This window comes from Actinoplanes sp. M2I2, assembly GCF_023544445.1.
Lineage (GTDB): Bacteria > Actinomycetota > Actinomycetes > Mycobacteriales > Micromonosporaceae > Actinoplanes.
In genome coordinates this window covers 36,770-57,742 of record NZ_JALPVJ010000036.1, presented here as the reverse complement: position 1 = coordinate 57,742, position 20,973 = coordinate 36,770, and the positions used below count along the sequence as shown (strand labels likewise).

Sequence of the window (20,973 nt, the reverse complement as noted above, 5' to 3'; positions counted from 1 at the left end):
GGCCCCGTTGTCGTCCGGCGTGGGGGTGCGACCTTGACCGGCCTGTCTCTGCCGCCCATCGAGGATCTCGAGCTCGACGACCTGGCCTCCCTGCCCCGGCACTACCGCTACGAGCTGCGCGAGGGCAACCTGGTCATCGCGGCGCCGTCGAGCTTCTGGCACAAGGTCATGGCCGGGCGGGTCCTGGTCATGCTGCACAAGGCCGGGCTCAACGCCTTCCAGGACCCCGGGGTACGCGGCGACCGGCCCCGCGACAGCCGCCTGCCCGACCTCGGCGTGGTCAGCCGTCTGCCGCCCGGCTTGGCGACGTACTCGCACCTGCCGGCCTCGTCGTTCAGCCTGGTCGTCGAGATCGTCTCCGAGGGCGCGGTCAACGGCGAGTACACCGACAAGGCCGCCTGGTACGCCGGGCACGGCATCCCCGAGTACTGGATCGTCGACCAGACCCCGGACGGCTCGGACGACGACGCGTTCGTCTTCGTGCACCGGCTGCTGCTGGCCGGCGGCGAGCCCATCTACGGCCGGGAACGCAACGTCCTGCTGTCCGAGCTCGAATCCGAGTACCCCGATAATCCGACGCGCTAATGTCGCCCGTCGATGTCCGGCCGGTATTTCAGTAGTCCGCCGACAGCATCGACATGCTCTGGATCAGAGTGGCCAGCAGCAGGATCCCGAACGCTATGCGACGGCCCACGGCATGCCACTGCTGACGCCGGTAGGCCTGGCACCACGCTATGCCCGCGTCGGCCGTGGCGGTCACCCGGCCCGAGCGGTGGGTGTCGGGCAGGACGGCCGCCTTGCGCAGGGCGATGCTCCCGCCGCGCCGGTAGAGCGCCGGGGCGTACCGGTGCTCCGGCAACACCCGCACGTCGACCTCGTAGACCTGGTCCTCGCGCCACTGCTTCGTCCGTACGGTGAGCCGGTGCTGCAGGTAGTCCCGCTCGGCGTGCGGGCGCCCGAGCAGGCGGCGCCGCCACGACAGGCGTCGCCAGTGCACGGCCACGTCGGCCAGCACGTCCATGTAGATGTGCTCGGCCTCCGGGTCGCCCCCGACCAGCCGGCTCGTCTCCCGGCGCAGGTCGTCGAGGTGCGCCGAGACGAAGGCGACGTACGCCGGTGGCGGCTCGTCGTCCATGGGCGGAACGAGATACATGGGTCACACCCCCGCATCCATCGTCGAGGCGTGTCGCTGCCGGACGCAAGTGGAGCGGGTATTAGGGTGTCGAACACACGTACGTGAGGCAGGGGAGGTCCGTGGTGCGGGTGCTCGGGATCGACCCCGGACTCACCCGTTGCGGGGTCGGGGTCGTCGAGGGCGTGCCGGGGCGGCAGTGCAAGCTGATCGCCTACTACGTGGTCTACACCGAGCCCGGCGACGACATCGCGCTCCGCCTGTTGCACCTGGACAAGTCGCTGGGCGAGCTCGTGGCCGAGCACCAGCCCGAGAGCGTGGCCGTCGAGCGGGTGTTCTCCCAGCACAACGTCCGTACGGTGATGGGCACGGCCCAGGCCAGCGCGGTCGCCGTGCTGTCCGGCGCCCGCCTCGGGCTGCCCGTCCAGACGTACACGCCGAGCGAGGTCAAAGCGGCCGTCACCGGCTCCGGCACCGCGGGCAAGGCCCAGGTCACGGCCATGGTCACCCGGCTCCTGCGGCTCGACGAGCCACCCCGGCCGGCCGACGCCGCCGACGCCCTCGCGCTCGCCATCTGCCACATCTGGCGCGGCGGCACCCGCGCCAAGATCCAGGCGGCGGCCGTCGCCGCCGCTCGTAAAGGGGGAGTACGCCGATGATCGCCAGCGTGCGCGGGGTGGTGGCGGCGATCGCGCCGGACAGCGCCGTCATCGAGGTCGGCGGCGTCGGCCTGCAGGTGCAGTGCGCCCCCGGGACCCTGGCCAACCTCAAGGCCGGCGCCGAGGCGCGCCTGGCCACCAGCATGGTCGTACGGGAAGACTCGCTCACCCTCTACGGCTTCGCCGACGACGACGAGAAACACCTGTTCGAGCTGCTCCAGACGGCCAGCGGCGTCGGTCCGCGGCTGGCCCAGGCCGTGCTGGCCGTCCACCCGCCCGAGACCGTGCGCCGGGCCATCTCGGGCGGTGACCTGGCCACGCTCACCCGCGTGCCCGGCATCGGCAAGAAGGGCGCCGAGCGCCTCGTCCTCGAGCTGCGCGACCGGGTCGGCCCGCTGCCGGTCGCCGACGGCGGCCCGGCCGGGCTGCTCAACGGCGCCTGGCAGGAGCAGGTGCGGCAGGGCGTGCTGGCCCTGGGCTGGTCCGCGGCCCAGGCCGAGCAGGCCGTCGCCGCCGTCGCCGAGGGCATCGACGGCGAGGTCCCGCCCGTCCCCGTGCTGCTGCGCCAGGCCATCCGCCTGCTGGGCAAGGCCCGATGAGCGACCTGGTCTCCGGCGACGTCGGCGACGACGAGCTCGACGCCGAGGCGAGTGTCCGCCCCCGCCGCCTGGCCGAGTTCATCGCCCAGCACCGCGTCCGCGACCAGCTGGAGTTGCTCCTCAAAGGCGCGATGGGCCGCGGCACCCCACCCGACCACATTTTGCTCTCAGGGCCGCCTGGATTAGGTAAGACCACGCTGGCCAACATCGTCGCGGCCGAGCTGGGGACGGGGATCCGGACGACCAGTGGGCCGGTCATCGAGCGGTCCGGGGATCTCGCGGCCATCCTGACCAGCCTCGGGCCGGGGGACGTGCTGTTCATCGACGAGATCCACCGCATCGCCAAGCCGGCCGAGGAGCTGCTCTACAGCGCGATGGAGGACTTCCGGGTCGACGTCATCGTGGGCAAGGGGCCGGGCGCCACGGCCATCCCGCTCGACGTGGAGCCGTTCACGCTGGTCGGGGCGACCACGCGGGCCGGTCTGCTGTCCGGGCCGATGCGGGACCGGTTCGGGTTCGTCGCGCACCTCGACTTCTACTCCCCGGCTGACCTCGACTCGCTGCTGCACCGGTCGGCCCGCATCCTCGGGGTGCCGATCACGGCGGGCGGCGCGGCCGAGATCGCGGGCCGCTCGCGGGGGACGCCCCGCATCGCGAACCGGCTGCTGCGCCGGGTGCGTGACTTCGCCGAGGTGCGCGCCGACGGCGTCGTGACCGAGGAGACGGCCCGGGAGGCCCTCAAGGTGTACGACGTGGACGTTCTGGGCCTGGACCGGCTCGACCGGGCGGTGCTGCGGGCGCTCATCGAGTCGTTCCGCGGCGGGCCGGTCGGTCTGTCCACGCTGGCTGTCGCGGTGGGGGAGCAGTCGGACACGGTCGAGGAGGTGTGCGAGCCCTTCCTCGTCCGGGCCGGGTTGCTGGCTCGTACGCCCCGGGGGCGGGTGGCGACCGAGGCGGGCTGGTTGCACCTGGGCAAGACACCGCCGTCGGGCACGGTTCAGGGAGATTTGTTCGCGCGGGATGCATGAAATCCCCTCGTAATGCGAACGTGATGTGTGCCGCATTCGGACTTCCCAGGTTGACCGATTAGACTCGCCGCCGTTCAACCGGGATGTGTTTATCGCCGACGGCGCGTGTTCCGCGTGACCGGCGGCCAACGGAAGGCTTATTTGTGGACCAGGCAGCCGAGGCGTCAGGGGGCGGCAGCTTCACACCGCTGCTCCTCATCGTTCTGCTCTTCGCCGTGATGTATTTCCTGATGATCCGGCCGCAGCAGAAGCGCCGCCGCGAGGCCGCGCAGATGCAGAACGCGCTGGGCCCCGGTGACCGCATCGTCACCATCGGCGGCCTGCACGGCACGGTCGTGGCTGTCTCCGACGACGTCGTCACCCTCGAGATCGCCGCCGGTGTGCAGGTCGACTTCGCTCGTCCGGCCATCGCCCGCGTGGTGACCTCGACGGCCGCCGTCCCGGCGGCCGACGAGATCGTCGAGCCCGAGCCGGCCCCGGTGGCCGAGGAGCCGATCGTCAACCCGGTCACCGACACGCGTAAGAAGGACTGACGCAGACGTAGTACCCCGGGCCGGCCCGCGCGGTGTCATGCTGCCGGGCCGGTTCGTCGGGCCGCGCCCGGCCGCAGCCGGAAGCGCATGGCGGGCGTTAGACCAGGCGACCGCTGAAACCACACATTGCCGTAAACACAGGGAGATCGAAAGCCGTGGCACGACCACCACAGGGACAGATGCATCCCGGACGGCAGCTAGCCGTGCTCGGCGCGATCTTCGTCGTCCTGTACCTGCTGGTTTTCCTCGCCGGCGGGGCGAGCGGCAGTTTCACCGACCGCCTGACGCCCAAGCTCGGCCTCGACCTCGTCGGTGGCACGCAGGCCACCTACATCGCCTCCGTCGAGGGCGGCCAGGTGCCGTCCAAGGAGAGCATGGAGCAGGCCCGCGGCATCATCGAGGAGCGGGTCAACGCCCTCGGTGTCTCCGAGGCCGAGGTCGTCATCCAGGGTGACCGCAACATCGTGGTCTCCCTCGCCGGCAAGGCCGACGACCAGCTCAAGGACCTGTCGCAGGCGGCCCAGATGCGTTTCCGCATGCTGGTCGGCACGACGGGCGACGTGGCCTTGGTCGCGCTGAACCCGCCGTCCGCAGCCCCTTCGGCCGCGCCCAGCGCGGGCGCCTCGGCCCCGGCCGGCGCCCAGCCGTCGAACGGCGGAAGCGCGCCCGCGGTGCAGAACGCCCCGTCGTCGGGTGGCCAGGGTGGTGGCGAGGTCGTCAAGGCCCCCGCGCCGAGCGCCACGCCGAGCGCGCCGGCCCCGTCGCCCAGCGCGAGCGCGGAGGCGCCGGTCTCGGCCGACACGCAGCAGCAGCGGGCCGCCGTGCAGAAGAAGGTCGGCGCCGCGGCGTGGGCCGCGGCGGAGAAGCTGACCGCCCCGGTCGACCTGAGCACCGACACCAAGGCCGGCCTGCCGTTCGCCAACTTCGCCAAGCTGACCGGCGAAGAGGTCAACGCGCTGACCCCGCAGATGCAGTTCAACGTGCCCACCGTCGGCTGCCGGCAGCTCGACGACCGGCCGAACGGGGCGATCGACAGGGTCGACTCCCAGGCTGTCGCCTGTTACCAGAGCGCGAAGGTGCTGCTCGACAAGGCGCCGGTCGTCGGTGAGGACATCTCCACGGCGAGCCCGCAGCTCGACCAGCAGACCGGCCAGTGGGTCGTGTCGCTCGACTTCACCAGCGCCGGCTCGGCCAAGTGGGCCGCGCTGACCCGGCAGGCGTTCGAGGCCACCTCGAGCGACCCCTGCTTCGTCGCCGCGCAGTCGCTGTACGGCCAGGTCGACCACTGCGCCGTCGCGGTGGTGCTGGACAAGAACGTCATCTCGGCACCGCAGATCCAGGGCGTGCTGACCGGCACCTCGCAGATCACCGGTCAGTTCACCTCGGCGTCGGCGCGTCAGCTGGCCGACCAGCTCAACTTCGGCGCGCTGCCGGTCACCTTCACCTCGGGCCCGGCCCAGACCGTGTCGGCGACGCTGGGCATCCAGCAGCTCAAGGCCGGTCTGCTGGCCGCGGCGATCGGCATGGGCCTGGTGGCGATCTACGCGTTCTTCTACTACCGCCTGCTCGGCTCCGTGATCTTCCTGAGCCTGATCCTGTCGGGTCTGCTGACCTTCGGCGCGCTGGTCTTCCTCGGCCGTACGGTGGGCTTCACCCTGACCCTGGCCGGCATCGCCGGATTCATCGTGTCGCTGGGTGTCGCGGCGGACTCGTTCGTCATCTACTTCGAACGTCTGAAAGACGAGATCCACGAGGGTCGAAGTCCGCGCAGTGCCGTGCCGAGAGCCTGGGCGCGAGCGCGCCGTACGATCATCTCGGCGAACACGATCACCATTCTCGCCGCCGTCGTTCTCTACATCGTCTCGGTCGGCGCGGTTCAGGGCTTCGCGTTCGCGCTCGGCATCTCGACCGTGCTCGACCTGGTCGTGGTGTTCCTCTTCCGGCACCCGATCATGACGATGTTCGCGCGTACCAAGGCGTTCCTCTCGCCGCGGGTGAGCGGCCTCGGCCGCGTCCTGCGCAACGCCACGACCGACCCCAAGGAGGCCTGAGATGGCCCGCCAAGGTCTCGCCTATCGCCTGTACGCCGGTGAGGCGAACGTCAACATCATCGGCCGGCGCAAGCTGTGGTTCCTGCTCGCCGCCCTGCTCGTCGCGATCTCGATCGCCAGCATCTCGATCAAGCAGTTCCACCTGGGCATCGAGTTCGCCGGTGGCACGTCGTTCAGCGTCCCGGCCAAGGTCGGCAACACCGAGCTGACGCAGTCCGAGGTGTCCGACGCGGTCGAGCGGGCGATCCAGTCCGTCGACCCGGGCAACGAGGTCGGCGCCGCCCAGCGGGTCGGCACCGCGGGTGGGACGCCCACCTACACCGTGCGGGCCTCGGCCATGACCGCCGAGCAGGCCGAGCGGGCCAAGGCCAACCTGGTGCAGGACCTGGGCGTCCCGGCCGAACAGGTCAGTGACGATCAGGTGTCGGCGGCCTGGGGTGGCCAGGTGACGAGACAGGCTCTGCTGGGCCTCGTCATCTTCCTGGTGCTGGTGATGGTCTATCTGGTCGTCCGGTTCGAATGGCGGATGGCGGTCGCGGCGCTCAGCTCGCTGCTGCTCGACCTGATCGTCACGGCCGGGGTCTATTCGCTGGTCGGCTTCGAGGTCACGCCGTCGACGGTGATCGGCTTCCTGACGATTCTGGGTTATGCGCTCTATGACGTGGTGGTGGTGTTCGACAAGATCCAGGAGAACACCCGGGGCATCACGGCCAGCAGTCTGCGCACCTACAACGAGGCGGCCAACCTCGCGGTCAACCAGACCCTGATGCGCTCGCTCAACACCGGTCTGGTGGCGTTGCTGCCGGTCGGCGGTCTGCTCTTCATCGGGGCCGGACTGCTCGGGGCGGGCACGCTGAAGGACCTCGGCCTGGTGCTCTTCGTCGGCATGGGCTTCGGCGTCATCGCCTCGATCCTGTTCGCGGCCCCGGTGCTGACGGTGCTCAAGGACAAGGAGCCCCGGATCAAGGCGCACACCGCCCGGGTGCTGGCCCGGCGGGCCAGCGTCCGCTCGGGCGACGTCGCCCCGCGCGGCGAGCGCACCGGCCGGGACGCCAACGCCACCACCTCGGACGAGGCGGCGCCGGCCCTGGCCTCGGCCGCCCCGCGGCCAGGCAGCCGCCCGACGGCGAAGCGCAACACCAACCGCGGTCCGCGGCCCGGCGGCGCCGGCCCCCGCCCCAGCGGCGGCACCAAGCGACGCTAGGAAGTCGATGAACGCGAGGGGCGGCCGGATCACCGGCCGCCCCTCGCGTCGTTAGGCTGGGCCGCGTGACCGATGAGAAGCCCCGCGCCAACGGCGACAGCGGCCCCGATCTGGCCGCGGTGATCGCCGGCGGCACCGTGGACGTCCCCGACTTCCCCAAGCCGGGCGTCGTCTTCAAGGACCTGATGCCGCTGTTCGCCGATGGGCGGGCGTTCCACGAGGTGATCGACGGGATCGTGGCGCACTACGGGCCCGACTCGTTCGACGTGGTGGCCGGGGTCGAGGCGCGCGGCTTCGTCGTGGCCGCCGCCATCGCGTACGCGACCGGGGTGGGCGTCGTGCCGGTGCGCAAGGCCGGGAAGCTGCCGCGGGCGGCGCTGGCGGCGTCCTACGAGCTGGAGTACGGCGAGGCCACCCTCGAGGTGCACGAGGACGCGTTCATCGCCGGGCAGCGCGTCCTGGTCGTCGACGACGTGCTGGCCACCGGGGGCACGGCCGGCGCGGCTCTCGAGCTGGTGGAGCGGGCCGGGGGCACGGTCGTCGGCTTCACCGTGCTGATGGAGCTGGCTTTCCTGAAGGGTCGCGAGCGGTTGAATCCCCGGACGGTCCACGCTCTGCTGACCGTTTGATGAGACTTTGGTGGCCCTCGTGCCGCTCTTTCGGAGGTTCGGCCGCGCCATCCGGGAAGACTGTGCGGGTAGGATGGCGTTCCTAACCAGGTGACCAACCCTGGCATTGGTGGATCTGTCCGGTCGGCGACGACCGGCCCGGTCCCGAGCGAAGGTGTGAGGAGGCCGGTGTCCAGCGACGTCGTCCCTCCGGCGGAGGGCACGGTGCAGCCGACCGAGGACTCACTGAACGGTGTTCAGGCTTCGGCGCCCGCTGCTGGTACGAAACCACCTGCTGACGAGACCCAGCTTTCCGGGACCCAGCGTTCCGAGACGCAGCGTTCCGAGACGCAGCGTTCCGAGACGCAGCGTTCCGAGACGCAGCTTTCCGAGGCCCAGTCGGCTGCGGCCGGGACGCGGCCGGTCGAAACGGCCGACGCCGACGCCACCCAGCCGATGCCTCCGGCCGAGGCCCCGGCGGCCGGTTTCGGCACGCTGGCCGGTGCGCCCACGGGCCGTCGCGTGCGGGCCCGCCTGGCCCGGTTCAACGCGCCCTGGCAGAGCACCCAGGTCAGCGAGGTGCTCGAGCCGCTGATCGCCACCCACCGGGCCAGTCACCCCAAGGCCGACGGCCGGATGCTCCAGCGCGCCTTCGACGTGGCCGCGCGGTGGCACTCGGGGCAGTACCGCAAGTCCGGCGACCCGTACATCACCCACCCGCTCGCCGTGGCGACGATCCTGGCCAACCTCGGCATGGACACGACCACGCTGGTGGCGGCCCTGCTGCACGACACGATCGAGGACACCGACTACTCGCTCGAGCAGATGCGCACCGACTTCGGTCCCGAGGTCGCGCTGCTCGTCGACGGCGTGACCAAGCTCGACCGGGTCAAGCTGGGCGACGCGGCCAAGGCCGAGACCATCCGCAAGATGGTCGTCGCGATGGCCAAGGACCCGCGCGTGCTGGTCATCAAGCTGGCCGACCGGCTGCACAACATGCGCACCCTGACCTTCCTCCCGCGCCCCAAGCAGGAGCAGAAGGCCAAGGAGACGCTCGAGATCCTCGCCCCGCTGGCCCACCGCCTCGGTATGAACACGATCAAGTGGGAGCTCGAGGACCTGGCCTTCGGCACGCTGTTCCCCAAGCGGTTCGAAGAGATCAACCGCCTGATCGGCGAGCACCAGCCGCAGCGGGAGGCGCTGCTGCGCCAGGTGACCAACCGGGTCAGCCTCGACCTCAAGTCGGCCAAGATCAAGGCCGAGACCACCGGCCGCCCCAAGCACCTGTACTCGATCTATCAGAAGATGATCGTGCGGGGCCGCGACTTCAACGACATCTACGACCTGGTCGGCGTCCGCATCCTGGTCGACACGGTCCGCGACTGCTACGCCGCGCTGGGAGTCATCCACGCGAACTGGCAGCCGGTGCCGGGCCGGTTCAAGGACTACATCGCGATGCCGAAATTCAACATGTACCAGTCGTTGCACACGACGGTCATCGGCCCGACCGGCAAGCCGGTCGAGATGCAGATCCGTACGTTCGCGATGCACCGCACGGCCGAGTTCGGCATCGCCGCCCACTGGAAGTACAAGGAGCAGAAGGGCGCGACGATCGTCGGCCCGCCGGCTCACATCGACGAGATGACCTGGCTGCGGCAGCTGCTCGACTGGCAGCGCGAGGCGAGCGACCCGTCGGAGTTCCTCGACGCTCTGCGCTTCGACCTGTCGAGCCAGGAGGTGTATGTCTTCACGCCGAAGGGCGACGTCATCCCCCTGCCGACGGGTTCGACGCCGGTCGACTTCGCCTACGCGGTGCACACCGAGGTCGGCCACAAGTGCATCGGCGCGCGGGTCAACGGCAAGCTCGTGCCGCTCGAGTCGACGCTGTCCAACGGCGACGTCATCGAGATCTTCACGTCGAAATCGGCCAACGCCGGCCCGACGCAGGACTGGCTCGGCTTCGTCAAGAGCCCCCGCGCCCGCACCAAGATCCGGCAGTACTTCAACAAGGAGCGCCGCGAGGAAGCGATCGAGATCGGCAAGGAGGCGATCGTCAAGGCGATGCGCAAGCAGGGTCTGCCCCTGCAGCGCATGCTGACGAACGAGAACCTCACGACGATCGCCCGCGACCTGCACCTGGCCGACGTCGCGTCGCTCTACGCGGCCATCGGTGAGAGCACGGTCAGCGCCCAGTCGGTCGTGCAGAAACTGGTCGCCGGGTTCGGCGGCGAGGAGGGCGCGGTCGAGGACATCGCCGAGACCGCCGTCGCGACCCGTCCGCCGCGCAACCGCAGCACGGCCCAGGACCCGGGCGTGGTCGTCAAGGACGTCAGTGACGTGTGGGTCAAGCTGGCCCGCTGCTGCACCCCGGTGCCGGGCGACGCGGTCTTCGGCTTCGTCACCCGCTCGGGCGGGGTCAGCGTGCACCGCGAGGACTGCGCCAACGCCGAGGACCTGCGCGACCAGCAGGAACGCGTCGTCGAGGTGACGTGGAAGCCGACCAGCGCGTCGACCTTCCTGGTCGCCATCCAGGTCGAGGCGCTCGACCGGCACAAGCTGCTGGCCGACGTCACCCGGGTGCTCTCCGAGGAGCGGGTCAACATCCTCTCCGCGACGGTCACCACCACCCGCGACCGGGTGGCCGTCAGCCGGTTCACGTTCGAGATGGCCGACCCCAAGCACCTCGGCCACCTGGTCGCCGCGGTCCGCAAGGTCGACGGCGTCTTCGACGCCTACCGCGTGACCTCGGGCGCTTAGCGACAGAAAGAACCCCCGGAGCCGTCCGGCCCCGGGGGTTCTCTGTGTCTGCTGGGCGGTGCCTTACTGAGCGGCCGCCATGGTCAGCGTCTTGATGGTGACCTCCTTCTTGGGGTGGCCACCGCCCGCGTTCTGCGCGAACGCGCCGTCGTCGCCGGCCTTGACGACGTCCTTGATGACGTTCAGACCGTCGGTGATCGTGCCGAGCAGCGTATAGTTCGCCGGGAGCTGGGTGTCCTCCGAGCAGATGAAGAACTGGCTGCCGGTGCTGCCGGGCTGGCCGGTGTTGGCCATCGCGATCGAGCCCGCCGGGTACGGCTTCTTGGTGTCGGTCGGCAGGTTCTCCTCGGCCATGGTGTAGCTCGGGCCGCCCTGACCGTCGGTCTCGCGCCAGCCCTTGCCCGAGGCGAACGGGTCGCCGCACTGCAGCACCTTGAACGACGCCTCGTTGACCAGGCGGTGGCACTTGGTGTTGTCCCAGAACTTCTTGCTCGCCAGGAACTCGAAGCTGGCCGCCGTGCACGGCACCTTGGAACGGTCCACGGTCGCCTTGACGACGCCGAGGTTGGTGTCCATGGTCAGCACGTCGCTGCCGGTGTTGGGCGCGGTCGGGGGCGGGGTGCCGACGTCCTTGACCTTGCCGCCACCGCCCTGGTCGGGCGTCCAGGTGCAGGCGACCTGACCGGCGGGGACGTTGCTCGCCGTGGCCGGGGGGTCGGCCTTGTCGTCACCGTTGAGCGAGGTTGCGATCCACACCGCGGCGCCGGCGATCAGCACGACGGCGATCGCCGAGCCGATGATGGCCTGTCGCTGCCGGCGCTTGCGAGCGGCCGCGGAGCGCTCGGCCATCTCTTTCTCGAGACGGGCGCGCGCTGCCGCGCGCTGCCGGTCCTTGATCGACGACACGGTGTTCCTCCTGCTGATATGTCGGCCTGGGTTACGACTGAGTGCTGGCCGTGGGGGCGGCGGACGCCGGCGCATCGCCGACGGTGAGGGTCTTGATGGTGATCTTCTGACCCGGCTTGACCTTGTCGCCGGCGGCGTTCTTCGACGTCGGGATCTTGCCGATCTTGTCCACCGTGGCGAGCCCGCCGGTCACCTTGCCGACGATCGAGAACTCGGGGTTGGCGGGGGAGTAGTCCTTGGTGAAGATCAGGAACTGACTGCCGTTGGTGCCGGGCGGGTTGCCGATCAGGGCGACGGTGCCCTTCGGGTAGAGCGGCGCGGCCGCGTCCGGCCCGGGCGCGGCCGAAGCGCTCGGGGCCTGGACGACCGGCACGTTCTCGTTGTAGACGCTGTAGGTCGGGCCGCCGAGACCGGTGCCCGACGGATCACCGCACCGCACCGCGCCGTACGACGTGATCTCGTGGCAGTCGGTGTTGTCGTAGAACTTCTTGCTCGCCAGGTAGGTGATGTCGGCCGTGCCGCACGGCGACACCTCGCTGTCCAGGCCCACGACGATCGGCTCACCCTGGTTGGTGGTCATCGTCATCGTCTGGGTGCCCAGCGTCGGGATGTCCTTGGTCGGCGGCGTGCCCACGTCCTTGAGGTTCGAGTTGGTCGACGCGTTCTGCGGGGTCCAGAGACAGATGTCCTGGTCGGCCGCCTCGGTGGTGTCGTCGGAGTCGAACGCACCGCCGATCCAGGCCACGCCCGCGACGATGAGCAGCACCGCGAGGCCCGATCCGACGCCGGCGAGCACCCGTCGGCGACGACGTTCGGTCACGGCCCGTCGCGCCATCTGTCGATCGAGCTTCGCCCGCGCCAGCTTGCGCTGCCGGTCCCTGCTGGAAGCCACCGAATGCTGTCCTCTCGTACCCGTGTCGCCTGCCTCACACGCCCGCAAGAGTGTACGGGTACCTCCTGAGAAAGTGGTGTGCGCCCGCCGGACTAGGATCGTTACGATTCGTACCCAGTCCGAGGAAAGGGCCTGTCGTGCTCGTCACCGGCTTCGAGGCCCAAGCTTTCGGCACCAACTGCTATGTGGTCGCCGCCGGGCCGGGCGAGCAGTGCCTGATCGTCGATCCCGGCATCGGCGTGCTCGACCAGCTCGACGAGGTGCTCGCCGAGCACCGTCTCGTCCCGGCCGCGGTGCTGCTGACCCACGGGCACCTCGACCACACCTTCTCGGTCGCGCCCGTGTGCGGCGCGCGCGGCATCACCGCGTACGTGCACCCGGCCGACACCGAGATGCTGGCCGACCCGGCCAAGGGCCTCAGCATGGATCTCGCCCAGCTCTTCGGCGGCCGGCTGACCTATTCGGAGCCCGAGGACGTCGCCGAGCTCACCGACGGCGAGACGATGGTCCTCGCCGGGCTCGAGGTGACCGTCGACCATGCGCCCGGCCATACCGGCGGGTCGGTGCTCTTCCGGCTGCCCGGCGCCTCGACCACCTGGGACGCGGATCAGATCTGCCTCTCCGGTGACGTCCTGTTCGCCGGCTCGATCGGACGCACCGACCTGCCGGGCGGCAGCACCGAGACGATGATGACCAGCCTGCGGGACAAGATCCTCCCGCTGGCCGACGACACCGTCGTCCTGCCCGGCCACGGACCGGCCACGACCATCGGCCGCGAGCGCGCCCAGAACCCGTACCTGCGGGGACTGGTCGCCGCGCCCGGCCGCGGACTCTGATCCTCATAGGAGATTGACGAGCATGCCCATTTCCGGCTTTCCCGAATGGATGCCGCCGCAGCGCATGATCGAGCAGCGGATCCTCGACCGGATCCGTTCCACCTTCGAGCTGTACGGTTTCTCCCCGCTCGAGACGCGCTCGGTCGAGCCGCTCGGCACCCTGGTCAGCAAGGGCGAGACGTCCAAAGAGGTCTACCTGCTGCGCCGCCTGCAGGCCGACGAGAACGCCAAGGACGACGACCAGCTCGGCCTGCACTTCGACCTGACCGTGCCGTTCGCCCGGTTCGTCGTGGAGAACGCGGGCAAGCTGCAGTTCCCGTTCCGGCGCTACCAGATCCAGAAGGTGTGGCGCGGCGAGCGCCCGCAGGAGGGCCGCTACCGCGAGTTCCTGCAGGCCGACATCGACGTGGTCAACCGGGGCGAGCTGCCGTTCCACTACGACACCGAGATGCCGCTGGTCATCGGGGACGCGCTCAGCGGCCTGCCGATCCCGCGCATCCGCATCCAGGTCAACAACCGCAAGGTGTGCGAGGGCTTCTACCGCGGTCTGGGCCTGGCCGACACCGCGCAGGTGCTGCGGACGGTGGACAAGCTCGACAAGATCGGCCCGGCCCGGGTGGCCGAGGCCCTGATCGAGACGGCCGGCGCGACGCGGGCCCAGGCCGAGGCCTGCCTGGAGCTGGCCGCGATCTCGGCCGAGGACGGCTCCTTCGTGGACGCCGTCCGCAAGCTCGGGGTGAGCGACCCGCTGCTCGACGAAGGCCTCGACGAGCTGCTGCAGGTGGTCGAGACGGCCCGGGAGAACGCGCCCGGCCTGGTCGTGGCCGAGCTGAAGATCGCCCGCGGCCTCGACTACTACACCGGCACGGTCTACGAGACCCAGCTGCAGGGCTACGAGCGGTTCGGCTCGATCAGCTCCGGCGGCCGCTACGACAACCTCGCGGCCAGCGGCAACGAGCGGTTCCCGGGCGTCGGCTACTCGATCGGCGTCTCGCGCATGCTCGGCGTGCTCTTCGGCCAGAACGCGCTGAGCGTGTCCCGTTCGGTGCCGACCTGCGTGCTGGTGGCCCTGCCCAACGAGGATCAACGGCCTTCCAGCGTACGCATCGCAAGCGCGCTGCGCCGCCGGGGCATCCCGACCGAGGTGGCGCCGAACGCGGCCAAGTTCGGCAAGCAGATCCAGTACGCCGACCGGCGCGGCATCCCGTACGTCTGGTTCCCGGGCGAGCCCGACACGGTGAAGGACATCCGCTCGGGCGACCAGGTCGAGGCCGACGCGGCGACCTGGGAGCCGCCGGCCGGCGACCTGCACCCGGTGATCGCCGGCAGCTGACCGCCCGGCCGCCGGCGGCCCCCGCTTGATCCCGGGCGTAGGCTTCCCTACGGTGCCGTAAGTTACGGTGCCGTAGGGAGTGATCGTCATGCCGCTGGATCAGACCGCGCTGCTCATCGAGCTCGAGCCCGTCGTGGCGACCAACCTCGACCGGCACCTGTCCCTGGCCAAGGAGTGGTTCCCCCACGAGTACGTGCCGTGGAGCGAGGGCCGTACGTACGACGGCCTGCTCGGCGGCGAGCCCTGGCGCACGGAGGACTCCCAGCTGCCCGACGTCGCCCGGACGGCGCTGATCGTCAACCTGCTCACCGAGGACAACCTGCCCTCGTACCACCATGAGATCGCCACCCTCTTCGGCCGCGACGGCGCCTGGGGCACCTGGGTGCACCGCTGGACCGCCGAGGAGGGCCGCCACGGCATCGCCCTGCGCGACTACCTGACGGTCACCCGGGCCGTCGACCCGGTGGAGCTCGAGCGGGCCCGCATGACCCACATGGAAGCCGGCTACAACAACGACCACCCCGACGAGATCCTGCACTCGCTCGCGTACGTGGCCTTCCAGGAACTCGCCACCCGCATCTCGCACCGCAACACCGGCAAGGCCACCGGCGACCCGATCGCCGAGCAGCTGCTGGCCCGCGTGGCCGCCGACGAGAACCTGCACATGGTCTTCTACCGCAACCTGCTGTCCGCGGCGTTCGACCTCGACCCCAACCACGCGATGCGCGCCGTGACCGACGTCGTGGCCGCCTTCCAGATGCCCGGGGCCAACATCGAGGGCTTCGGCCGCAAGGCGTTGTCGATCGCCCTGGCCGGCATCTACGACCTGCGCCAGCACCGCGACGAGGTGCTGCAGCCGGTCCTGCGCCAGTGGGACGTCTTCGGCCGGACGGACCTGGACGGCGACGGGGAGAAGGCCCGCGAGGAGCTGGCCGCGCACATGGACGAGCTGGAGGCGCAGGCCGCCCGCTTCGAGGAGAAGCGCGAAGCCCGCCGGCGGCGACTCGAGCGGTAGGTCCCGGGCCCGGAGCGCGCCGCCGCTAAGTTCACCAGCGTGGAATCACCCTGGGCGCCGCTGCGGGGGCGCGTGTTCCGGATGCTGTGGATCGCGGTGCTGGCCGGCAACGTCGGCACCTGGATGCAGACGGTCGGCGCGCAGTGGCTGGTCGTCGAGGAGCCGGACGCGGCCACCTGGACGAGCCTGGTGCAGACGGTGACGATGCTGCCGGTGCTGCTGCTCGCCCTGCCGGCCGGGGCGATCGCCGACGTGCTCGATCGGCGTCGCCTGCTGATGGGCGTGCAGACCGGCTTGCTCCTGGTCGGCGCGCTGCTCACCGTGCTGACCGCGCTCGACCGGATGCCGCCGGCCCTGCTGCTGTTCTTCACCTTCCTGCTCGGCGTCGGCCAGGCCCTGACCCTGCCCAGCTGGCAGGCGGTGATCCCGGAGGTCGTGCCGCGCGACGAACTGCCGGCCGCCTCCGCGCTCGGCGCCGTCAACACCAACCTGGCCCGTTCGGCCGGTCCTGCCGTCGCCGGGCTCCTGGTGGCGCACATCGGCCCGGCCGCGGTGTTCGCCCTCAACGCCATCTCGTACGGGGTCTTCGCGCTGGCCCTGCTCGCCTGGCGCCGGCCGCCGAAGAAGGGTCCCAGCCACCCGGAGCGCTTCGGGCCCGCGGTCCGGGCCGGTGGCCGGTTCGTCCGCTACGCGCCGGCGGTCCGCCGGTTGCTGATCCGGGTCGCCCTGTTCGTGCTGCCGGGCAGCGTGGTCTGGGGGCTGCTGCCCGTCGTCGCGCGTCAGGAGCTGGGGCTGGGCGCCGGCGGCTACGGCATCCTGCTGGCCGCCCTCGGGGTCGGCGCCGTCGCCGGTGCGCTGCTGATGCCCCGCATCCGCCGCGTCATGTCCGCGAACCGCCTGATCGTGGTGGCCGGTCTGATCTACGCCGGCGCGCTGCTCGTGGTCGCGCTCGTGCCGTACGAGATCGCGGTCGCCGCCGTGCTCGTCCTGGCCGGCGCGGCCTGGATGACGCTGGTCTCGCGCATGAACGCGACCATGCAACTGCTGCTGCCCAACTGGGTGCGGGCCCGCGGCTTCGGCATCTACCAGGTGGTGTTCGCCGGCGCCCAGGCCCTCGGCGCGCTGGTGTGGGGTCAGGTCGCCGAGGTGACCGGGCTGCCCGTGACGTTCGTGGCCGCCGCGGTCGTGATGCTGCTCGGCACCGCGACCGTGCCGTGGCTGCCGGTCCACGAGCACGACGACGCCGACCGCAGCCCCGCCGTCTACTGGGCCGAGCCGCACATCATGCTCGAGCCGCACCTCGAGGAGGGGCCGGTGCTGGTCAGCGCGGTCTACCGGGTGCACGACGAGAAGTCGGCCGACTTCGTCGCGGCGATGGACGCCGTGCGGCTCACCCGGCTGCGGACGGGGGCCACGCGATGGGGTCTGTTCCGCGACGGCGAGGACCCGGTCCGCTACGTCGAGGTCTACCAGGTGCCGACCTGGGAGGACCACCTGCGTCAGCACGAGGGCCGGCTGACCGGCAGCGACGAGGAGGTGGAGAACCGGGCCGTGGCGTTCGCCGAAGGTCCGGCCGAGGTGACCCACCTGCTTCCCACCGACAAACCCCATTAGCCGGATGTTTCGGTTTTGTTCCGATTAACCTCAGAGGTGGCTGTACCGGCCGGCTGAGGAGGTGTCGTGCCGACCCTGCTGATCATCGGCGGCGCCGCCGGTCCCGGCCTGCTCCGCCGCTTCGTCGAGCTCGCCGGTGGCGACTCGGCCCGGATCGTGGTCATCGCGACGGCCAGCTCCGACCCCGCCGCGGCCGAGGCCGAGCACCTGGCCGCGTTCGGCCGGCACGGCGCCCGTCACGTCGAGGCGCTGCGGATCGACGACCGGCCCGCCGCCAACGACCCGCGGACCGCATCGGCGCTGCGCGCGGCCACCGGCGTCTTCTTCACCGGTGGCGACCAGGAGCGGATCACCCGGGTGATCGGCGGGACGGCCACCGACCGCCTGTTGCAGGACCTGGTCTCGTCCGGATCGGTCGTGCTCGCCGGCACCAGCGCGGGCGCCGCGATGATGTCCGGCACGATGATCGTCGAGGGGGACGGCCCGGGAGTCAGCCGGACCAGCGTGCGCACCGGCCCCGGGCTCGAGTTCCTGCACGGCGTCCTCATCGACCAGCACTTCGCCGAGCGGGGACGGATCAACCGCCTGCTCAGCGCGGTCGCCCTCGCTCCGCACGAGCTCGGCCTGGGCATCGACGAGGACACCGCGATCCTCACCGACGGCGACGCCTTCGAGGTGCTCGGCAGCGGCGCGGTCACCGTCGTCGACGCCGGGCCGGCCACCCACATCGACGTGCCCGAGAGCGGCCCGATCACCCTGTCCGGCTGCCGCCTGCACGTGTTGCCGGCCGGGCGGGCCTTCCACCTCACGGGCCGGGAGCCGCGATGAGAATCCAGAGCCTGCGACACCTGCGCGGCCCCAACGTCCACCTCTCCCGCCCGGCCGTCGTGGCGCGGCTGTGCCTCGACGGCCTGACCGGTGTGGAGACCTCCGACGTCACCGGGTTCACCGAGCGGCTCCTCCGTACGCTGCCGGGGCTGGCCGAGCATCACTGCGCGGCCGGGGCGCCGGGTGGCTTCGTCAGCCGGCTGCGCGGTGGCACCTACTTCGGGCACGTCACCGAGCACGTGTGCCTCGAGCTGTCGCAGGTGATCGGCCGCGACGTCAGCTTCGGCCGTACGGTGTCGGCCGGCGAGCCCGGCCGCTACGACCTCATCCTCGAATGCCCGGTGGACGAGTCACCCACCTCGCGGGTGCCCCGGGACCTGCTCGAGGCCGCGGTCGAGCTGGTACGGGCGGTCGCCGACGGTCGGACGCCGGCGCCCGACCTCGGCGAGCTCGCGGCCCGGGCCGAGCGGGAGGCGGTGGGGCCCAGCACCCGGTCGATCATCGCGGCGGCCCGGCGCCGGGGCATCCCGGTCGAGCGCTTCGACGACCTCAGCCTGCTGCGCCTGGGCTGGGGCACCCGCCGACGGCTGGCCTGGGCGGCGATGACCGACCGGACCAGCGGCGTGGGCATCGACATCGCCGGCGACAAGCAGGTGACCCGCCGGCTGCTCACCGAGGCCGGGGTCCCGATGCCCGACGGCGGCGCCGCCCACACAGCGGCCGACGCGCTGCACTGGTTCGAGCGGCTGGGCGGCCCGGTCGTCGTCAAACCCCGTTGTGGCCGGCAGGGCGAGCACGTCGCGCTCGACCTCGGTACGCCCGGAGAGGTCGAGCAGGCCTTCGCCGAGGCCGGCGGGGACGTGATCGTCGAGCGGCAGCTGGGCGGCCGCGACTACCGCGTGCTGGTCGTGGCCGGTGAGGTCGTGGCCGCCGCCGAGCGGATCGCCGCGCACGTCGTCGGCGACGGCCGCCGTACGATCGCCGAGCTGGTGACCGAGGTCAACGCCGACCCGCGCCGCGGGACCGGGCATTCCCGGGTGCTGACCCGGGTCACCGCCGATCCCCGGGCGCTGGCCAAGCAGGGTGTCGACCGGGACAGCGTGCCCGCCGCGGGCGCCGTGGTGCAGCTTGCCCGCACCGGCAATCTGTCGACCGGGGCGACCAGCTCGGACGTCACCGACCAGGTCCACCCCGAGGTGGCCCGGTTGTGCCTGCGGGTGACCGCGCTGCTCGGGCTCGACATCGCCGGCATCGACCTGCGCCTGCCCGGCATCGGCGAACCGGTGCCGCCCGCGGCGAGCGCGCACGAGGTCACCGCCGGGGTGATCGAGGTCAACGCCGTACCCGGTCTGCGGATGCATCTGGCCCCGGTGAGCGGCCGGCCGCGGGACGTGGGCGACGCGATCGTGCGGGCGATGTTCCCGGCCGGGTCCGACGGGCGGATCCCGACGGTGGCGGTCACCGGCACCAACGGCAAGACCACGGTGGCCCGGATGACCGCGCACCTGCTGGCCGACGCCGGGCTGCGGGTGGGGCTGACGACCACCGACGACGTCCGCATCGACGGGCGCGTGGTCTATCGGGCCGACGCGACCGGCCCGCTCTCGGCGCAGATGGTGCTGGGCGACCCGAGCGTCCAGGCGGCGGTGCTGGAGACGGCCCGGGGCGGGCTGCTCCGGCGCGGTCTGGGCTACGACTGGTCCGACGTGGGGGTGCTGACCAACATCACGGACGATCACCTGGGCCAGGACGGACTGGGCACGATCGAGGACCTGGCCCACGTCAAGGCGCTGGTCGCCGAGCGGGTCCGCGACTGCGGGACGCTGGTGCTCAACGCCGACGACCCGTGGGTGCGCAGCCTGGTCGACCGGCCGCGGGTGCGAGCCGACCGCAAGCGGATCGTCTGGTTCTCCCTCGACGAGCAGCAGCCGGTGCTGGTCGAGCACCTGGCCAAGGGCGGCACGGCCTATCTGCTGCACGACGGGTGGGTGGTGCAGCAGACCGGGGCCCGGCGGACGCCGCTCCTGCGGGCGGCCGAGGTTCCCGGGGCGTACGGGGGAGCGGCGCCGCACGTGGTGGCCGACGCGCTGGCCGCGATCGCGGCGGCGCGGGCGCTCGGCGCCGGTCAGGAGGCGGTGTGCCGGCGGCTGGCCGAGTTCGACCCGGTCGCCGACAACGCGGGCCGGGGTACCCTGCTGCGCCTCGGCGAGATCTCGGTGTTCGTCGACTACGCGCACAATCCCGCGGCGCTGGCCGCGACGGTCCGCACCCTGCACCGCCTCTGGGGCCCGGATCGATGCGTGGCCGCGGTGACATTGCCCGGCGACCGGCGCGACGACCTGCTCGCGGCCTGCGCGCAGGTGATCGCCGACGGCGTCTCCCGGGCCGTGCTCTACGACGACGAGGATCCTCGCGGCCGCACTCCGGGCGAGGTGTCCGCGCTGGTCGAAAGGGAGATGCGGGCCCGTCGCCCGACGTTGACGGCGCTGCGGACCGACGGCTTCGCCGGCGCCGTGACCGGGGCGCTCCGGCTGGCCCGGCCCGGAGATGTGGTGCTCGTCCTCTACGAGAAGCTCGGCCCGGTGCTCGAACTGCTCACCCGGCTCGGCGCTGTGCCCGCCGGGGCGGCGGTGCCGGCGCTGCCGGGCCGGGGCCCCGGCGCCGGTGTGTCGCCGGGCCGATCACTTATGGGAAACGGGCGGGTTCCTGTCCCCGAATATCACGCCGAACGATGAGATTCGCAGGTTGGCACACAGAATCGGCTGATCGGACGACCCGGCCGACCGTTCAGGCGGGGTTACACAGGTAGACCCTTCAACAATTGCATCATGGCGAATATTTGTCGACGATCGGTCGCCATTGCATTGCGTCACGGGAAAAGCACATTGCGTTCGGTGTCCCCGGCGAGGGTCGGCAAAGTCTTCCTGGGAGAAACTTCCGATGAAGCGGGCATTCTCGGGTGACTCGGGTTAATGCCC

The 20,973-nt window shown here is 71.2% G+C and carries 18 protein-coding genes; 15 read left to right on the top strand and 3 right to left on the bottom strand.

The genetic code is table 11. The features are described from left to right. Window positions 1–33 precede the first annotated feature (33 nt). Complete coding sequence (locus HJC40_RS42395; protein WP_250009407.1) at window positions 34–585, top strand: Uma2 family endonuclease; 552 nt, start codon at window positions 34–36, stop codon at window positions 583–585. Window positions 586–613: 28 nt separating this feature from the next. Here the strand turns inward: HJC40_RS42395 and HJC40_RS42390 are convergent, their stop codons facing one another. Beyond that, window positions 614–1,153 (bottom strand): hypothetical protein, encoded by a 540-nt coding sequence (locus tag HJC40_RS42390; RefSeq protein WP_250009405.1) that lies wholly within the window; start codon window positions 1,151–1,153, stop codon window positions 614–616. A gap of 104 nt (window positions 1,154–1,257) precedes the next feature. On the opposite strand from HJC40_RS42390, the gene ruvC reads away from it, so the two are divergent. The 8 genes from ruvC (at window position 1,258) to HJC40_RS42350 (ending at window position 10,571) form a co-directional block, all read left to right on the top strand. Further along, a complete protein-coding gene (gene ruvC / locus HJC40_RS42385) occupies window positions 1,258–1,791 on the top strand; it encodes a crossover junction endodeoxyribonuclease RuvC (RefSeq protein WP_250009404.1) in 534 nt (177 codons plus the stop codon). Then, window positions 1,788–2,390, top strand: coding sequence for a Holliday junction branch migration protein RuvA (gene ruvA, locus HJC40_RS42380; RefSeq protein ID WP_250009402.1), 603 nt, complete (start codon window positions 1,788–1,790; stop codon window positions 2,388–2,390). The genes ruvC and ruvA overlap by 4 nt, the downstream gene beginning before the upstream one ends. Further along, window positions 2,387–3,418, top strand: coding sequence for a Holliday junction branch migration DNA helicase RuvB (ruvB, locus tag HJC40_RS42375; RefSeq protein WP_250009401.1), 1,032 nt, complete (start codon window positions 2,387–2,389; stop codon window positions 3,416–3,418). Before ruvA ends, ruvB begins: the two co-directional genes overlap by 4 nt. Before the next feature lie 143 nt (window positions 3,419–3,561). Continuing rightward, the gene (gene yajC / locus HJC40_RS42370) at window positions 3,562–3,951 is read left to right on the top strand and encodes a preprotein translocase subunit YajC (RefSeq protein ID WP_250009400.1); all 390 of its coding nucleotides are present in this window, start codon (window positions 3,562–3,564) and stop codon (window positions 3,949–3,951) included. Window positions 3,952–4,130: 179 nt separating this feature from the next. Next, on the top strand, window positions 4,131–6,002 hold the full coding sequence (gene secD / locus HJC40_RS42365; RefSeq protein WP_250009432.1) for a protein translocase subunit SecD: 1,872 nt from the start codon (window positions 4,131–4,133) through the stop codon (window positions 6,000–6,002). Window position 6,003: 1 nt separating this feature from the next. Then, window positions 6,004–7,206, top strand: coding sequence for a protein translocase subunit SecF (gene secF, locus HJC40_RS42360; protein ID WP_250009399.1), 1,203 nt, complete (start codon window positions 6,004–6,006; stop codon window positions 7,204–7,206). Window positions 7,207–7,271: 65 nt separating this feature from the next. Further along, window positions 7,272–7,835 (top strand): adenine phosphoribosyltransferase, encoded by a 564-nt coding sequence (locus HJC40_RS42355; protein WP_374273668.1) that lies wholly within the window; start codon window positions 7,272–7,274, stop codon window positions 7,833–7,835. A 168-nt stretch (window positions 7,836–8,003) separates the two neighbouring features. After that, window positions 8,004–10,571, top strand: coding sequence for a bifunctional (p)ppGpp synthetase/guanosine-3',5'-bis(diphosphate) 3'-pyrophosphohydrolase (locus HJC40_RS42350; protein ID WP_250009397.1), 2,568 nt, complete (start codon window positions 8,004–8,006; stop codon window positions 10,569–10,571). A 63-nt stretch (window positions 10,572–10,634) separates the two neighbouring features. Here HJC40_RS42350 and HJC40_RS42345 read toward each other — a convergent pair whose 3' ends face one another. Then, complete coding sequence (locus HJC40_RS42345) at window positions 10,635–11,477, bottom strand: peptidylprolyl isomerase (protein WP_250009396.1); 843 nt, start codon at window positions 11,475–11,477, stop codon at window positions 10,635–10,637. A gap of 31 nt (window positions 11,478–11,508) precedes the next feature. After that, a complete protein-coding gene (locus HJC40_RS42340; RefSeq protein ID WP_250009394.1) occupies window positions 11,509–12,369 on the bottom strand; it encodes a peptidylprolyl isomerase in 861 nt (286 codons plus the stop codon). Between the two features lie 137 nt (window positions 12,370–12,506). On the opposite strand from HJC40_RS42340, the gene HJC40_RS42335 reads away from it, so the two are divergent. From HJC40_RS42335 to cphA, 6 genes are all read left to right on the top strand, one after another. Continuing rightward, window positions 12,507–13,205 carry an MBL fold metallo-hydrolase gene (locus HJC40_RS42335; RefSeq protein WP_250009393.1) on the top strand — a complete coding sequence of 233 codons (699 nt, stop codon included), beginning with the start codon at window positions 12,507–12,509 and terminating at the stop codon, window positions 13,203–13,205. Window positions 13,206–13,227: 22 nt separating this feature from the next. Next, the gene (hisS, locus tag HJC40_RS42330; protein WP_250009392.1) at window positions 13,228–14,538 is read left to right on the top strand and encodes a histidine--tRNA ligase; all 1,311 of its coding nucleotides are present in this window, start codon (window positions 13,228–13,230) and stop codon (window positions 14,536–14,538) included. 88 nt (window positions 14,539–14,626) lie between these two features. Continuing rightward, window positions 14,627–15,553, top strand: coding sequence for an acyl-ACP desaturase (locus HJC40_RS42325; protein WP_250009391.1), 927 nt, complete (start codon window positions 14,627–14,629; stop codon window positions 15,551–15,553). Window positions 15,554–15,592: 39 nt separating this feature from the next. Next, a complete protein-coding gene (locus HJC40_RS42320; RefSeq protein ID WP_308201003.1) occupies window positions 15,593–17,167 on the top strand; it encodes an MFS transporter in 1,575 nt (524 codons plus the stop codon). Window positions 17,168–17,233: 66 nt separating this feature from the next. After that, complete coding sequence (locus HJC40_RS42315) at window positions 17,234–17,995, top strand: cyanophycinase (protein WP_250009390.1); 762 nt, start codon at window positions 17,234–17,236, stop codon at window positions 17,993–17,995. Beyond that, complete coding sequence (cphA, locus tag HJC40_RS42310; protein ID WP_250009388.1) at window positions 17,992–20,730, top strand: cyanophycin synthetase; 2,739 nt, start codon at window positions 17,992–17,994, stop codon at window positions 20,728–20,730. Before HJC40_RS42315 ends, cphA begins: the two co-directional genes overlap by 4 nt. Window positions 20,731–20,973: the final 243 nt, after the last annotated feature.

Bases quoted from the DNA above. Each gene is read 5' to 3' on its own strand.
- ruvA (WP_250009402.1), top strand. From the start codon at position 1,788: ATGATCGCCAGCGTGCGCGGGGTGGTGGCGGCGATCGCGCCGGACAGC.
- hisS (WP_250009392.1), top strand. From the start codon at position 13,228: ATGCCCATTTCCGGCTTTCCCGAATGGATGCCGCCGCAGCGCATGATC.
- HJC40_RS42390 (WP_250009405.1), bottom strand. From the start codon at position 1,153: ATGTATCTCGTTCCGCCCATGGACGACGAGCCGCCACCGGCGTACGTC.
- secD (WP_250009432.1), top strand. From the start codon at position 4,131: ATGCATCCCGGACGGCAGCTAGCCGTGCTCGGCGCGATCTTCGTCGTC.
- cphA (WP_250009388.1), top strand. From the start codon at position 17,992: ATGAGAATCCAGAGCCTGCGACACCTGCGCGGCCCCAACGTCCACCTC.
- secF (WP_250009399.1), top strand. From the start codon at position 6,004: ATGGCCCGCCAAGGTCTCGCCTATCGCCTGTACGCCGGTGAGGCGAAC.
- ruvB (WP_250009401.1), top strand. From the start codon at position 2,387: ATGAGCGACCTGGTCTCCGGCGACGTCGGCGACGACGAGCTCGACGCC.
- HJC40_RS42325 (WP_250009391.1), top strand. From the start codon at position 14,627: ATGCCGCTGGATCAGACCGCGCTGCTCATCGAGCTCGAGCCCGTCGTG.